Below are 14,081 nucleotides of genomic sequence, written 5' to 3'. Positions count from 1 at the left end.
TTCTCGGCCCAGGCGTGATAGACAAGCTGTTCGGCGATGCTGTATCGAGCGGAACGGTGGTGACCTGGTGACGAGCGGTGTCCGCGCGGGTCCCACTACTCGCTCGCCCCGGCCTGGTCTGACCGCTGCCGGTACCGCCGCGATGCTCCTGGGTCTGGTGGTCGGCTGGATCGTCGTCTATTCGGTGAGCCTGCTGGGGGCACTGTGGCGTTTCCGCGAGCCCAACGCGCCGGCTCCGACGCTCTCGATGGGGGATCAGTGGGCCGATCTCGCTGTCGGCGCAGCGCAGGTGGCGGTGGGTGCCGTGGCAATCGCCGCGGTGTACTTCGCTCGACGTCGGAGGCTGCCTGCGGTGTGGCCGGTCCGCAGCGGCACTGCGCGTGAGGCCGCGCTCACCTGGTGCGCCGCGATCGGTGCCGCGTCTGCTTCGCTACTCGTGTTGTCTCGCATGGACATCGTCCGCTTCAGCTTCTCGGTTCCGGCCTCGGTCGAATCCGATTGGCTCGCAGTGGTTTCTGCTCTCGCCGTGGGTCTACGCGAGGAGCCGATTCTGGTGGCGCTGCCGGTGTTGCTGCTCGTGGGCCGGCTTCCGATCTGGGCCATCATGGCGTTGTCGGCCACAATGCGAGGCTTTCTCTACCTGTACTTCGGCGGCGGTGGTTTTCTGTGGGCACTGTGCTGGGGTGCGGCGGCGGTCTGGGTGTTCTACCGCTACCGGCGGCTGTGGGTGTTGATCGTCATCCACGGGCTGGTGATGAACATCCAGGTGTTCGATCGTGTCATTCCATCCGATAATGCGGCGACGGTGCTGCAGTGGATCAACATTCTGATCCTCTTCTCGGCACTGCTGTGGTGGGTCACCCCGCGTGCATTGGAGGCGTTCCTGCCGAACACGGTGGCCGTCCGGTACGGCGATGCGACCGTCGAGACGACTCCGATGGTGGCCGAGGTGGTGCTGAACCCCGAAAAACTCGATCCCGACGAGTCCAGACGAGAACCGCCCGTCAAGCCCTGACCATGCGGGCTTCGAGGCACTCCCAGAACGGGTCCCACTTCTCGGTGCCGTCGAGCTCGAATCGATGCTTGCGATAGAACGCCACGGCGCGATCGTTGGCCGCTGCCACCCACAGGTATGTGGATGCCTCCGGGTCGACCACGGTGGTCATGAGTTCTGTTGCGACGCCGGTGCCGTGGTGCTCGGGCACGACGTTCAGTGACCACAGTTCGGTCGATGCCGGCGGATCGTCGTCGCGTGGTGGGCCGCCGGTGGCGAAACCGACGATGCGTGAATCGCTGGTGTCGACGGCGCACCGAGTCAGCACACCGCGGCTCGACGCCTCGTCGCGGTGGGCGATGATCTGCTCCCATCGTTCGATGCGATCGAGGGGACGCACCGCATCGAGCTTGGCGCTGTTCATCATTCCCGCGTACGTCGCCTTCCAGATCGCCACGTGCGCGGTGCCGAGCTGTTCCTCGTCGCCCGGGCGGATGTCACGAATCGTGTAGCTGCCCACGGTTGTAGTTATACCGATACGGCTCGAATTGTTCGTCGGATTTTCTTGTCGGACCCCTCTCGTAGTATCGAATGCATGTTCGATACGGGTGGGTGGGGGGTGGCGGAGACGCCGCCGGTCGATGACTGCATCGCGGGGTTTCTCGATGTCATCGCGCTCAACCGTGTCACCGAGAACCTTGCTCGGGCGGCGACCGTGCTCGCGTACTGCGACGTGCTCGAGATGCGCCTCGAAGCAGCCGAAGCCGCCGGCGGAGATCCGGGTGAGACCGTCCGCGGTGCCCTGTGCGATCTGGCCGTGACGATGACCGGAACCCGTCGCGATGCGTCCGTTGTACACGATGTCGCGGAGCGTCTGCATCGAATGCCGTTGACGGCCTTGCGTTTCGTGACCGGCAGCTTCGACTGGTCGACGGTGGTGACGATCACCTCGGTTTTGCATCGCGCCGGTGACGAGACGATCGCGGCAATCGAGTACGAGGTCTGTGCGTCTGGTGGCCGGATGCGTCCGCAGGCGTTGCGGAACCGGATCTGGCGGCTGTGGATGAAGGCCGATCCGGTCGGTGCCGCAGCTGCCCGCGAGACGGCGAAGTCCGAGGAGGTCGGTGTGCGGATCGACCGCACCGGTCCGGGCGAGATCGCATCACTCATCGCGAAGATCACCGATCTCGAAGCAGCCGAAGCGGACGCCCTCATCGTCGAGATCGTCGGGACGGTCTGTAAGCGCGACCCACGATCGGCGGGGACCCTGCGGGCAGCGGGTCTGATGGCGTTGCTGCACGGCGAGCATTCGCTGGCGTGTCAGTGCGATCGCGGCGACGACTGCCCGGTGGCCGGCGCTGCCGACGATATTCCTCCTCGGCGCGGGCATCTCCTCCAGATCGTGGTGGCGGTGGAGACTTTGCTGGGACTGTCCTCGGAGCCTGCGACCCTCGCCGACGGCACGCCCATCGATCCCGAAGTGGCGCGCATCGTTGCCGCGGATGCGAAGTGGCAGGCGCTGCTGACCGAGCTGGTCGAGATGCTGAAGCCCGAACAAAGCAACACAGGCGATGACGCATCGAACAAGGACGGATCGATCGATGACGGTGCCAGCGATGTCGGCTCCAACGATGACGGCCCGGGTGAGGACGAAAACCGGGACGACGAAAAGCGGGACGATGACGGCCCAGACGACGATGGGCTGGACGGTGGTCCCGATGGTGGTGGCCCGGATGACGGTGGTCCCGATGGTGGTGGCCCGGATGACGGTGGTCCCGATGGTGGTGGCCCGGATGACGGTGGTCCCGATGGTGGTGGCCCGGACAGCGAGGGCCGCGATCACGGTGGCCCAGACGGTAATGGCCCGGATGGTGGCGGTATGCGCAACGGCGACGGCGGCACGGGCAGCCCCGACGGCTCGGACCGGGAACGCCCCGACGCTAGTTCGGACCCGGATCGCCCCAACGGTCCATCGCGCTCCGGCCACGGGCAGTCGCCCGGTGACGCCGGCCCCGGCGGCGGTTCCGGCTCCCGCAGTGGCGATGTGTCGGGTTTGCTGTCGAGTTCGTACGGGCCGTTCTCGCCGGCCCCGCCCTCGCTGTTGCGTCGGGTGGTCGGCATGGGTCGGGTGCGCGGTGCCGCCGAGCTTCCGTCCGCGCGTCTCGTGGATGCCCACTGCCTCCCACCCGTGAATCCGATATTGGGGGAGGAGTCTGTCCACGACGGACTCGTCGCACGGTGGCTGGCATGGATTGCCGAACAACCCGAGCGTGCTCGCGGCATCTTTCCCGACGGTCATGGCGGCGAGTCCGCACCGTCGCACTCGGCGGTGACGTATCGGCCCGCTGCCCGCGTCGCAGCGTTCGTCAGGGCTGCGTATCGCACGTGTACGTTCCCGAACTGCGACGTGCCGTCGGCCCGGTGTCAGATCGATCATCTGGTTCCGTTCGATCACGACGATCCCGAGCGCGGCGGCTGGACGATCGTGACCAATCTCCAGCCGGTGTGCGTGTTCCATCATCAGGCCAAGACCTCGGGCGCGTGGTCGACGGTGATGCTCGCAGACGGCGCGATTCTGTGGTCGAACTCCCTCGGTCTGCGCAGAGTCACGTTGCCGGAGTTGTCCATCGCGGCTCCCCGCCCATCTCGCCGACGGCGAAGGGCCTCGGCCCGGCCGGGATCGAGCCCGGAGGAACCGACCCGCTGGGAGCTCGACTACAGCGGGTGTGCACCTCCGACTCTCGACGACTTTCGCTCTGCAACAACGGATATCGACCGAAGGAAGTTGGCGGAGAAGCGGCGGTCCTACCTCGAACACTGTCGCGTCGTCCATGCGCGCGTTCGGTACGACCGCGCCCGATACGACCCTCCGCCCTTCTGATCGGTACCCGCGCCGGTGTGGCACAGGCCGCTGGCCTGCTACCTTGAACGCCGTTCAAGTCTCTGGGGCAGTTCGCGGGCCCCACTCCTCGAGGAGCCACCCGTGTCAGATGTCGACAGCAGTACTCGCCGGCCGAGCCGTAAGGTCAGCCGAATGAATGTCTCCGCCCGCGATATGGCGCAGATTGCAGTGTTCGCTGCACTCATCGCTGCTCTCGGCCTGCCGGGGTCGATCACGGTCGGATTCTCGGGCGTCCCCATCACCTTGCAGACGCTGGGCATCATCCTGTCCGGTGCCATCCTCGGACCCCGCAAGGGCACAGCCGCAGTCCTGGTGTTCCTTGCCCTGACGATGATCGGTCTGCCGCTGCTGGCCGGTGGACGCACCGGCCTCGCCGCCATGGCCGGGCCAACCGTCGGGTACCTCATCGGCTGGATACCGGCCGCATTCCTGATCGGCCTGCTCACAGCGCGCATTCTGCCCAAATACTCGATCGCGCTCGGCCTGCTGATCAACGCGATCGGCGGAATCCTGGTCATCTATGCATTCGGCGTCATCGGACTCGTTCTGCGTACCGACGTCGGGCTCTGGGCCGCCGTCACATCCAACGGACCGTTCCTGCCCGGCGACATCGCCAAAGTCGTCGTCGCCACCGTCGTCGCCAAGAGCGTCCACCGCGCGTACCCGGGCCTGATCAAGGCGTGACGCTCATACTGGGAGGTCGAGGCCGCGACAGCAGCACCGCCAACGGCACAGCCATCGCCTGGGCGGGCCGCACACTCACCTATGCCGAACTCGACGCCGCCGTCGAGCAGTGGCCTCACCTCCCGGTGCATGACGCTCGATCCCACGGTGCTCTATCCCACGACGCGTCAGCCCTGGATCTGCCGGACGCGTTGATCTGCGTTTTCGCGGCGGCCAGGCAGGGAAGCGCGGTGCGGGTCGAGGATCCGGCTGCTCGTCCCGAGCGCCCTGCGCACGCCGATCCCGACGCGTTCCTGCTGGTGGCGACCTCCGGTTCCACCGGCCGCCCGAAACCGCTCGCTCGCACTGCCGCGTCGTGGGTCGACAGCTTCCCCGAGTTCACCGAGATCACCGGTCTTCGCCCCACCGATACCGTGCTCATCACCGGACCGCTACACGCCACGATGCATCTGTTCGCCGCGGTGCACGCACTGTGGCTGGGGGCATGCGTCACCGACGATCCTGCGCAGGCCACCGCTGTCCACGCCGTGCCTGCGGTACTCCGTGACGTCCTCCGCCGGATACCTCGCGCGCGGGTTGCCGTCGCTGCCGGCGCCGGACTCGATGATGCTGCCGCGCAGACGATCTCGAGCCAGAACACCTCGGATCAGAACACCTCGACTCAGAACACCTCGACGCAGCCCATCAGGCTGGTCGAGTACTACGGATCGGCGGAACTGTCGCTGGTGGCGGCGAGGGTCGTGGCCGAACGCTCGCCCCTGAGACTGCTCCGGAATGTCGAAGCGCGCACCGAGGACGGTTACCTGTTCGTTCGGTCGCCGTACGCTGCGATCGGTGCGCACGGGTGGTTCGGCGTCGGTGATCTGGCCGAACTGAACGGCTCCGAACTTCTCGTCCACGGCCGCGGGGATGCGGCGATCAACGTGGGTGGTACCACGGTGATCGCCGAGGACGTGGAGAACATCCTGACCGCACTCGACGGCGTCCGAGCTGCGGCAGCGATCGGCACCCCGCACGCGGTTCTCGGCGAAACTGTCTCTGCCGTCATCGAACTCGATGGGACCCGCGACCTCGAACACGTCCGCGCCTTTGCTCGCGCAATCATGGCCAAGGAAGCACTGCCGCGTCGGTGGACGGTGGTGCAGCAGCTGCCCCGCACGGCAAGCGGCAAAATCGCGCGAGGGGCCCTGCAGTGACTGTGCCTGCAGTGAATGTCCCCGTCATCGTCGCGGCGAAACGTACGGCTATCGGGATCGCCGGGCATGGGTTCGCCGATGTCACCGCACCGGAACTCGCCGCGCCGGTGTTGAAAGCTGTTGCAGCAGAGGTCGGCTCACTCGACACCCCGATCGACGATGTGATCCTCGGCAACTGTCTCGGCCCCGGCGGCGACGTCGCACGGGTCTCGTCGCTGCTCGCGGGCCTCGGTGTCGGCGTTCCCGGAGTCACGGTCGATCGGCAGTGCGGGTCCGGGCTCGACGCCGTCGCGCAGGCTGCGTCGCGCATCCGCAGCGGCGACGAGACGCTGATTCTGGCCGGCGGCGTCGAATCTGCCAGCACCAGCCCGTGGCGATTCTGGCCGCCGGTGGACGGCGCAGAACCCGTCCGCTATACCCGAGCGCCCTTCGCTCCCCACGGTTTCGAGGACCCGGACATGGGGGTGGCGGCGGACGACCTCGCGCGAATCCGGGGCATCGGGCGCGAACGCCAAGATGCCTACGCTGCACGGTCGTTCGCGCGTGCCGCGGCCTGCGACTTCTCGGCCGAGATCGTCACCGTGAACGATGTCGCAACCGATGAGCGCATCCGGCCGAACATGACCGCCCAGCGGCTCGGCAGGCTGCGCCCCACCTTCACCTCCGACGGCACGGTGACCGCGGGCAACTCGTGCGGAATATCAGACGGGGCGGCGGTTCTGGCCATCACCTCGGCCGATCGGGCAGCCGGGATGCCGACGTTGCGGATCCTCGGCAGTGCGGTCGCAGGGTCCGATCCGGCGCTTCCCGGTCTCGGCCCGGTGCCGGCGATCGAGAAGCTGCTCGCTCGTACCGGGGTGGGCCTCGGCGACATCGAAATCGTCGAGATCACCGAGGCGTTCGCGTCGGTCGTGCTGGCGGTCTCGGATGAAGTGGGCCTCGACGAGGATCGCATCTGCCCCGACGGGGGAGCCATCGCGATGGGCCACCCGTGGGGAGCATCGGGCGCAATTCTTCTGGTGCGGTTGGCCTCTCGAATGCTGCACACCGGGGGCCCGGGACTGGGCCTGGCGGCCTGCGCCATCGGCGGCGGGCAGGGAATAGCGATGCTGGTGGAGCGAGCAACATGAGTGGGTGTGTATGAGCACGATCAAGTTCGAGAACACTTCGCACTCGTTCGGGGAACGGCAGGTGCTCCGCAGCATCGACCTCGAGTTCGACGAGCGCCGAATCGGCATCATCGGCTCCAACGGCTCGGGTAAGTCGACGCTCGCGCGGATGATCAACGGTCTGATCAAGCCCGATACGGGCCGCGTCACGGTCGACGGCATCGATGCCGCGAAGAAGGGTGCGCAGGTTCGCAAGAAGGTCGGGTTCGTGTTCACCGATCCGGATTCGCAGATCGTGATGCCCACTGTTGCAGAGGATCTCGCGTTCTCGTTGCGTAGGTCCGGTCTGAGCAAGGTAGAGGTGGCCGAGCGGGTCGAGGAGATTCTCGTTCGCTTCCGTCTCGATCAGCACCGCGACCATCCGGCGCATCTGCTCTCGGGTGGACAGAAACAACTGCTCGCGATCGGTGCCGTCCTCATTCGACGGCCGGAGGTGGTCGTTGCGGACGAGCCGACGACGCTTCTCGATCTGCGCAACGGACGCGTCGTCGCGCAGGCTCTGGATTCGATGGACCAGCAAGTCGTCGTCGTGACTCACCAACTGGCACTGCTGGACAGCTTCGAGCGCGTCATCGTCATCGACGACGGCCGCATCGCGTTCGACGGCACCCCTGCCGCCGCGGTCCCGGCCTATCGGGAGTTGATCGGATGATCGGTCTGTACCGCCCCGGCACCTCACTGCTGCACCGGATGAGCCCGGGATCGAAGTTGCTGGCGCTGATCTTCGCAATCCTGGCGACGGTGATCTTCGCGCGCACCCCGCTCGAGGTCGGTGTCGTGGCGCTGGTGGTCGCAGTACTGTTCGTGGTAGCCCGAATCCCGCTGAAAGTCGCATTGGCACAACTACGTCCGGTGCTCTGGATGCTGCTGATCATCGGGGTGTTCCAGGTGATCATCACGACCTGGCAGCGCGCCGTGGTGGTGTGCGGGGTGTTGGTGATCTCCGTTGCTCTGGCGGCCCTCGTCACGCTCACCACCCGGGTGACCGACATGCTCGACACCGTCACCCGAGCGCTCGGCCCTGTCCGACGCTTCGGCGTCGATCCGGAACGCATCGGACTGCTCCTGGCTTTGGCCATTCGATGCATTCCGCTGCTGGCGTCGATCGTGCAGGAGGTCTCGCAGGCCCGTAAGGCCCGCGGACTGCAGTGGTCGATGACGGCACTGGCAACGCCGGTCCTGGTGCGCGCCCTCCGTACCGCCGACGCCATGGGTGATGCCCTCGTCGCGCGCGGTGTCGACGATGATGACGAGTGAGCTTCTCGCCGCCCGGATAGCGCGGCATTCCGACCGTCTCGGAGTAGCCGTCGTCGACGCGTCCGGGGAGATCACCTACCGTGAATTCTGGGATCGGGTGACCTGCACTGCGACCGCAGTGGCAGGGATGCGTCGCATCGCGGTATTGCCGACGTCGGATATCGGGTCGTTGGTGGTCGTCGTTGCGGCGATGCATGCCGGGGTGAGTGTCGTTCTGCTGCATCGACATCTGTTGGCTCACGAATTCGCCGATGTCACGGCGGTGTGTGAGCCCTCGCTGATCGTCGCGCATCCGCGTCAGCACGCACGAGTGCATCGTTGGGGTGCCGACACCGTGCTGGCACCCGAGGAGCTCACCACCGGCCGTGCCGCGGCGCTCGATCCGCCCGCACCGAATTCCGAACTGCTCGTGGGCATCACCTCGGGAACCACCGGCCCGCCCAAGTTGTTCGTCCGTGATCAGGCGTCGTGGGCGGCCACGCTCGATCGCTCCGATGCACTGTTCGATCTCGGGCCGGGCGATCGGGTGTCTGCATCCGGCACCCTCGATCACACGCACTTTCTCTACGGTGCGGTGCACGGGCTTACCCGCGGTGCGACGGTGGACCTACGCCCAGCGGCGATCGCTCTCGACGACGCTCCGACGCACCTGTATTCGGTACCGACCATCGCCTGGGACATCGCGCGTTCCGGAGCTCTGGCCCCGAGTGTCCGTGAGGTGCTCTCCTCTGCGGCGCGATGGCCGCAGTCGGGTCGAGCGGCACTGGCGACGGCGCTACCGAACGCAACCATGACGCACTTCTACGGTGCGTCCGAGCTCAGTTTCGTCTCCTACGACCGCATCGAAAGCAGCGGCACAGAGGTCAGCGGACGGCTGTTCGACGGGGTCGAGGTGGAGATTAGGAACGAGCTGCTGCATGTGCGCAGCGACATGCTGTTCGACGGCTATCTGGGTCGAGAAGGCAAGCAGGAGTCGGTAACTGCGGGGCCGGACACAAGCGGGTGGATGACCGTCGGCGATCGCGGAAGTGTCCACGAGGGTCGATTGATTCTGCACGGCCGTGGCAGCGAGACGATCGTTCGAGCCGGACTCAACGTCGAGTTGGCTCCGATCGAGGCGGCACTGTTGTCGATCCCCGGCATTCTCGATGCCGGAGTGCTCGGCCTGCCCGACGATCGAGCCGGTGAGGTTCCGGCGGCCGGAGTCGTTGTTGCGCAACATGATCCGCCATCCGCATCCAGTATTCGTCACCACCTCAGGGCGCTGCTGCCGGGTCCCGCCATGCCGGTGGTGATCGCCTTCCTGGATTCCCTACCCCGCACACCCCGCGGCAAGCTCGACCGTCACGCCTTGGGCGCAATCTTGGCCACGGTGCGGACCGTCGGCTCGCCCGATGCTCCGGTGACGACGAACCAGACGGTCAACACACCGCCGTCGTAGCGGTGGCGCAGAGTGACGCGTTCCCCCGCGAGCACCGGCGTCAGGTACTCGATGACGGCGCGGTGGGGTGCCGCGGCCAACGCGGGCACATCGACCAGCAACTCCTCGATCGCGTGCCAGTAGGCCGCATTGTTGAGGTGGTTGAACGGGTCGATATCGGTTGCGCGCAAAGGGAAGTGCAGGTCGGTAGGCGATTCGGCCGGCACCGGCTCGGTCAGCCAGGCCTTCCATCGCAACCGGTGTTGATCGGTGGTTCGCGCCAGCATTTCCAGAGCCCCGTCACTGATGCGGGTCGGCATTCCGGTGTCCTTGCTGATGTTGATCCAGAAGCCCTCGGTTTCGACGCGTCCGCCCTTCGGCGTCGTCAACGCCACCCGCATGTTGGACCATCGGGTCGACATCGAGGAACACCATCGGCGCATGTGCACGCGGTCCGGGAAGTGGATGGGCTCGAAGACGTCGATGACGGTGCGTCGCACGATCCACATCGGGTCCGTCTTACCGAGCGGAGTGGCGTCGAGGTTGTCGGTACCGATGTCCTGCAGGTAGCGGGCGACCCCGTCGAACCGCAGTCGGTTGCTCGGATCGATGTCCCCGGTCCGCACCGGCCAGCTGGTCTCGAAGCCCTCACCGGGCGGCGGCTCCGGTGCCAGATCGTCGTCGAAGCCGGCCGGTTCCACGCGTGCATTGGTCACGCTCGCACTGTACGCGGACAGCTACGAGTGCACCGTCAGACGATGTGACGTGCCCGCATGCCGTCGAACACCGGAGCCACCCGCACGACGTCTCCGGTGGTGGGAGCATGCACCATCTGGCCGTTGCCCATGTAGATCGCCACGTGACCCGGTCCGGCCGGTCCGAAGTTTCCGAACAGCAGATCGCCCGGTTGCGCGAGCTCCATGGGGATCTCGGTGCCCACGTTCCACTGAGTTTCCGAGGTGCGGGGCAGGGTCACTTTTCCGCCCGAGGCCTTGTAGAGGGCGTACGACGTCAGACCCGAGCAGTCGAAACCGCCGCCGGACGGTCCGTTGATGTTTCCGCCGCCCCACACGTACGGCAGTCCCAGGTAGTCCATCGCCAACTGAACCGATCGGCCGCCGATTCCGGTGAGGTCGAGTCCGGCGAACGGGGTGAGGATGGCGGCGAACTGCGCTTCGGTCGCCCGGATGCGGGACACGTACGGCTTGGTCTGCGTCTCGTAATCGAATGTGCCCGAGGGCATTCCGCCCGATCGTAGGACCGCTCCCGCGCCCGCGTTGTACCCGGCCAGGGTCAGATCCAAGGTGTCACCGGACACCTTGCCCTCGCGCTTCCAACCGTCGACCTGCCCGTAGATATCGCACAGCAGGGTGCCCGACGCCATCACCGAATCGCCGATGCTGTTGACGTCGGTGACGCCGTTGCCGTCGTAGTCCTTGCCGTACGTCGCCCATGTGCCGGGCATGAACTGCCCCGGACCTTGCGCGCCGGTGCTCGATACCGGCGCAGTGGGCCCGTGCCGAAAGCCGTTCTCGGCGGCATAGAGTGCGGCGATCGTGGTGGCCTTGACGCCGCCGCAGATGTTGCCTGCCTTCTGCAGCCACGGCACGAACGCGGTGATGGCTCCTACCGCACCCAGACCGATCGGGCCCACATTGATGCCGGTGAACGTGACCGGTAGACCGGGAAACAACGCACGCCGAATGGCCTCGGCCGACGCCATGAACGCCGTCTGGGTGGCGATATCGGCGGCGGTGTATGTCCGGCCGGCGAATTGGACGGCACCGGCGCCGAGTGCGGCTGCGGTGGTGGCCACAGCAGTGGACGCGAGAGCACTCGGCGAGAACACACTGAACGGCAGAGGGGCAGAGAGAGAACTGGCAGAAGCCACAGCTGCGGCGGGCAAGGCGGCCGCAGCCGGGTCGGTCGACAATGCAGCAATACCGGCTGCCGCGGCGTCGGCTGGATCTGCGTCGGCTGCATCTGGGTCGACCAGCGCTGGGTCGGCTGCCTCGATGTCTTCCACCGTCGGCAGGTCGGGAAGCATCGGTTCGGCGGCGGTGTGCAGGCCTTCGGCGGCGTCGGAGAGGGTGCGGTCGGCGATGTCGGCGGCCGGTTCGGGCATGGTGCCCAGGAGTTCTGTCCACTGATCGCTCATCGTCTTCGCCTGATCCTCGGCGGTGGCGGCAATCTCTGCCGCCTGATCCTGCACCGCCTGATCCGGAATCGGGGCCGGGGCGTCGGTTCCGGCGACTACGCCGGCGGCCGACACGATGACGGCAACGATGACTGCGAAGGGATCGCCTGCCATGTATCGACTCCTGTTACTCGAACGATCTTCCCCGAGCCAGGAGCTGTGATCAGTCTCACTCGGGTGCTGCATCCATCATGCACGGTGCAGACGTTCGACTCATGAGTTTTGCGAAACTGTCAGAGCAGGGACATTCAGAGCAGGGACATTCAGAGCAGGGACATTCAGAGAAAGGTTGCCCAGTAGTCCGAGAACCGGATTCCGATGAGCGCGACGACGATTGCGTACCACACGGCCAGCAGCGTCCAGCGCCATTCCAGGAAGAGGCGGCCGAGTGTGCCGGTGTTGCTCGGGTCGGTGTTGTTCGGGCCGGTGTTGTTCGAGCCGGTACTGATCAGTCGGCTCAGAGCCAGCACGAACAACGGCATCGTCACCGCCCACACGACCATGCAGTACGGGCACAACGCACCGATCTCGTAGAGGCTTTCGAAGATCAGCCAGTGTACGAACACTTCACCGAGCAGTAGGCCCGCGCTCAGCCCGAGCCAGAACCAATGTGGCAGTTCGACGCGGCCGAGTGCGAGGACTCCGGCGACGAGGGCGACGGAGAACGCGACGATGCCGAGGATGGGGTTCGGAAAACCGAACAGCGCAGCTTGTTTCGTCACCATGACCGACCCGCACGAGAGCACCGGATTCAGGCTGCACGACGGGACGTACGACGCGTCCTCGAGCAGTTTGAATCGCTCGATCGTCAGCGTGAGCGCGGCGAGCAACCCGAGAGCACTGAGGACGGTGAAGGCGGCTGGGCCGACAACTGTAGCACCTGCACGGATTCTCATGGATCGGTACCGGTGGCTGCTCAGTTACCGGCTGCTGCGGCGGCGGCGAGAATGTTCTCGGGCGTTGGGTTGGAGATGTCGGTGCCGTTGACGCGCACGTTCGGCGTTCCGTTGATGCCTTCGCCGATGACCGATTGCGTCTGAGTGGTGACCCAGTCGGTGTAGCTGCCGTCGGTGATGCACGACGCGGTGGCGGGGGAGTCGGCCCCTGCCGACGTGGCGATCTCGACGAGCTCGTCGTCGGTCAGCCCGGTGCCGTTCTCGGCGGGCTGCTGCGCGAACATCGCGGTATGCCAGTTCATCCAGCTGTCGCGATCGTTCTCGGCGACGCAGATCGCTGCGCTCGCCGAGCGGGTCGAGTACATGGTTCCGTTCGAGAACCGATCGAGAATGGAGATGGGACGGTAGTCGACGGCGACATTGCCTGCGTCTGCCAGTTGCTGCAGCGTCGATCCGCTGAGGGCTTCGAAGTTCTTGCACGCCGGGCACTGGAAGTCCTCGACGACGCTGATCACCGTGGAGGCGTCGGGGTTGCCGAAGCGGATCGCACCGTTTTCGGTGAGCGAGGTGGGGGTGAGCTGCGGTCCGGACGACGCACCGGAGTCGGCGGCAGATGCCGCATCGTCCGAGGAGGAATCCCGGTTGACGATGAACAGAGCGATCGCCGCCACGAGCGCGATCAGAACGACTGCCACGACTATCTGAACGAGAGTTCGACGATTCTTGTCGCCGTTTTGCATGGCCTTGATGTCTTTCGAGACGTTCTTGCTCGTGTTCACGCGGCCAGTCTAGGCAAGCAATCCTGAGCGTCCGATGAGAGCTGTATCAGACGAGAGTTGTATCAGACGAGAGAAGCGAGTCGTTCGATGGCGAACTTGTAGCCGTCGATCCCGAGTCCGGCGATCACCCCGCTGGCGATAGGGGAGACGTAGGAGTGGTGCCGAAACTCCTCGCGGGCGTGCACGTTGGAGATGTGCACCTCGATGATCGGAACCTCGGGGATGACGAGGGCGTCGCGCAGTGCCACGGAGGTATGGGTCAACCCGCCCGGGTTGATGACGATGCCCGACGCCACCCCGCGGGCCTCGTGGATCCAGTCGATGAGCTGTCCCTCGTGGTTGGACTGCTCGGCGCGGACGGTGAGTCCGTGGTCGGCGGCGGTCTTCTCGCACAGGGCGACGACGTCGGCGAGGGTGGCGTGGCCGTACACCTCGGGCTGCCTGGTTCCGAGCATGTTCAGATTCGGACCGTTGAGCACCAACAGCTGCTTGGCCACGACATCACTCCTTGTCCTGCTTCGACTACTGCCTGCTTCGGGTACTACCGAGTCCGATCATTTCACAGCGGGTTGACACAATCGTCCGGT

Annotated in this window: 14 protein-coding genes; 8 read left to right on the top strand and 6 right to left on the bottom strand. The window is 65.9% G+C overall.

Features of this window, described 5'->3' with window-relative positions:
- Window positions 1-67 precede the first annotated feature (67 nt).
- Window positions 68-1,015, top strand: a complete 948-nt coding sequence (locus tag MTX34_RS21065) for a CPBP family intramembrane glutamic endopeptidase (protein ID WP_243610694.1) — start codon at window positions 68-70, stop codon at window positions 1,013-1,015.
- Here MTX34_RS21065 and MTX34_RS21060 read toward each other — a convergent pair.
- The gene (locus tag MTX34_RS21060; protein WP_243596050.1) at window positions 1,005-1,514 is read right to left on the bottom strand and encodes a GNAT family N-acetyltransferase; all 510 of its coding nucleotides are present in this window, start codon (window positions 1,512-1,514) and stop codon (window positions 1,005-1,007) included. The genes MTX34_RS21065 and MTX34_RS21060 overlap by 11 nt on opposite strands.
- Before the next feature lie 75 nt (window positions 1,515-1,589).
- Here MTX34_RS21060 and MTX34_RS21055 point away from each other — a divergent pair, with 75 nt between their 5' ends.
- From MTX34_RS21055 to MTX34_RS21025, 7 genes are all read left to right on the top strand, one after another.
- A complete protein-coding gene (locus MTX34_RS21055) occupies window positions 1,590-3,875 on the top strand; it encodes an HNH endonuclease signature motif containing protein (RefSeq protein WP_243610693.1) in 2,286 nt (761 codons plus the stop codon).
- 153 nt (window positions 3,876-4,028) lie between these two features.
- Window positions 4,029-4,580, top strand: a complete 552-nt coding sequence (locus MTX34_RS21050; RefSeq protein ID WP_243610692.1) for a biotin transporter BioY — start codon at window positions 4,029-4,031, stop codon at window positions 4,578-4,580.
- Complete coding sequence (locus MTX34_RS21045) at window positions 4,577-5,776, top strand: AMP-binding protein (protein WP_243610691.1); 1,200 nt, start codon at window positions 4,577-4,579, stop codon at window positions 5,774-5,776. Before MTX34_RS21050 ends, MTX34_RS21045 begins: the two co-directional genes overlap by 4 nt.
- Window positions 5,773-6,906, top strand: a complete 1,134-nt coding sequence (locus MTX34_RS21040) for a thiolase family protein (RefSeq protein WP_243610690.1) — start codon at window positions 5,773-5,775, stop codon at window positions 6,904-6,906. Before MTX34_RS21045 ends, MTX34_RS21040 begins: the two co-directional genes overlap by 4 nt.
- Window positions 6,907-6,916: 10 nt before the next feature.
- On the top strand, window positions 6,917-7,597 hold the full coding sequence (locus MTX34_RS21035) for an energy-coupling factor ABC transporter ATP-binding protein (protein ID WP_243610689.1): 681 nt from the start codon (window positions 6,917-6,919) through the stop codon (window positions 7,595-7,597).
- Window positions 7,594-8,202, top strand: a complete 609-nt coding sequence (locus MTX34_RS21030) for an energy-coupling factor transporter transmembrane protein EcfT (protein ID WP_243610688.1) — start codon at window positions 7,594-7,596, stop codon at window positions 8,200-8,202. Before MTX34_RS21035 ends, MTX34_RS21030 begins: the two co-directional genes overlap by 4 nt.
- Window positions 8,189-9,643 (top strand): AMP-binding protein, encoded by a 1,455-nt coding sequence (locus MTX34_RS21025; protein WP_243610687.1) that lies wholly within the window; start codon window positions 8,189-8,191, stop codon window positions 9,641-9,643. Before MTX34_RS21030 ends, MTX34_RS21025 begins: the two co-directional genes overlap by 14 nt.
- Here MTX34_RS21025 and MTX34_RS21020 read toward each other — a convergent pair.
- From MTX34_RS21020 to aroQ, 5 genes are all read right to left on the bottom strand, one after another.
- Window positions 9,547-10,338, bottom strand: coding sequence for an acyl-[acyl-carrier-protein] thioesterase (locus MTX34_RS21020; protein WP_374640186.1), 792 nt, complete (start codon window positions 10,336-10,338; stop codon window positions 9,547-9,549). The genes MTX34_RS21025 and MTX34_RS21020 overlap by 97 nt on opposite strands.
- A 35-nt stretch (window positions 10,339-10,373) precedes the next feature.
- A complete protein-coding gene (locus tag MTX34_RS21015) occupies window positions 10,374-11,933 on the bottom strand; it encodes a bifunctional lytic transglycosylase/C40 family peptidase (protein ID WP_243610686.1) in 1,560 nt (519 codons plus the stop codon).
- Between the two features lie 164 nt (window positions 11,934-12,097).
- Window positions 12,098-12,715: a vitamin K epoxide reductase family protein gene (locus tag MTX34_RS21010; RefSeq protein WP_243610685.1), complete on the bottom strand. Its 618-nt coding sequence runs from the start codon at window positions 12,713-12,715 to the stop codon at window positions 12,098-12,100.
- A 20-nt stretch (window positions 12,716-12,735) separates the two neighbouring features.
- Window positions 12,736-13,494, bottom strand: coding sequence for a thioredoxin domain-containing protein (locus MTX34_RS21005; protein WP_243610684.1), 759 nt, complete (start codon window positions 13,492-13,494; stop codon window positions 12,736-12,738).
- Window positions 13,495-13,556: 62 nt separating this feature from the next.
- On the bottom strand, window positions 13,557-13,991 hold the full coding sequence (gene aroQ, locus MTX34_RS21000; RefSeq protein WP_308198553.1) for a type II 3-dehydroquinate dehydratase: 435 nt from the start codon (window positions 13,989-13,991) through the stop codon (window positions 13,557-13,559).
- Window positions 13,992-14,081: the final 90 nt, after the last annotated feature.

The sequence above is a fragment of the Rhodococcus sp. ARC_M5 genome, assembly GCF_022810405.1.
GTDB classification, from domain to species: Bacteria; Actinomycetota; Actinomycetes; order Mycobacteriales; family Mycobacteriaceae; genus Rhodococcoides; species Rhodococcoides navarretei.
Note: the sequence above shows the minus strand (reverse complement) of the source record. Positions and strands in the feature narration are given on the sequence as shown.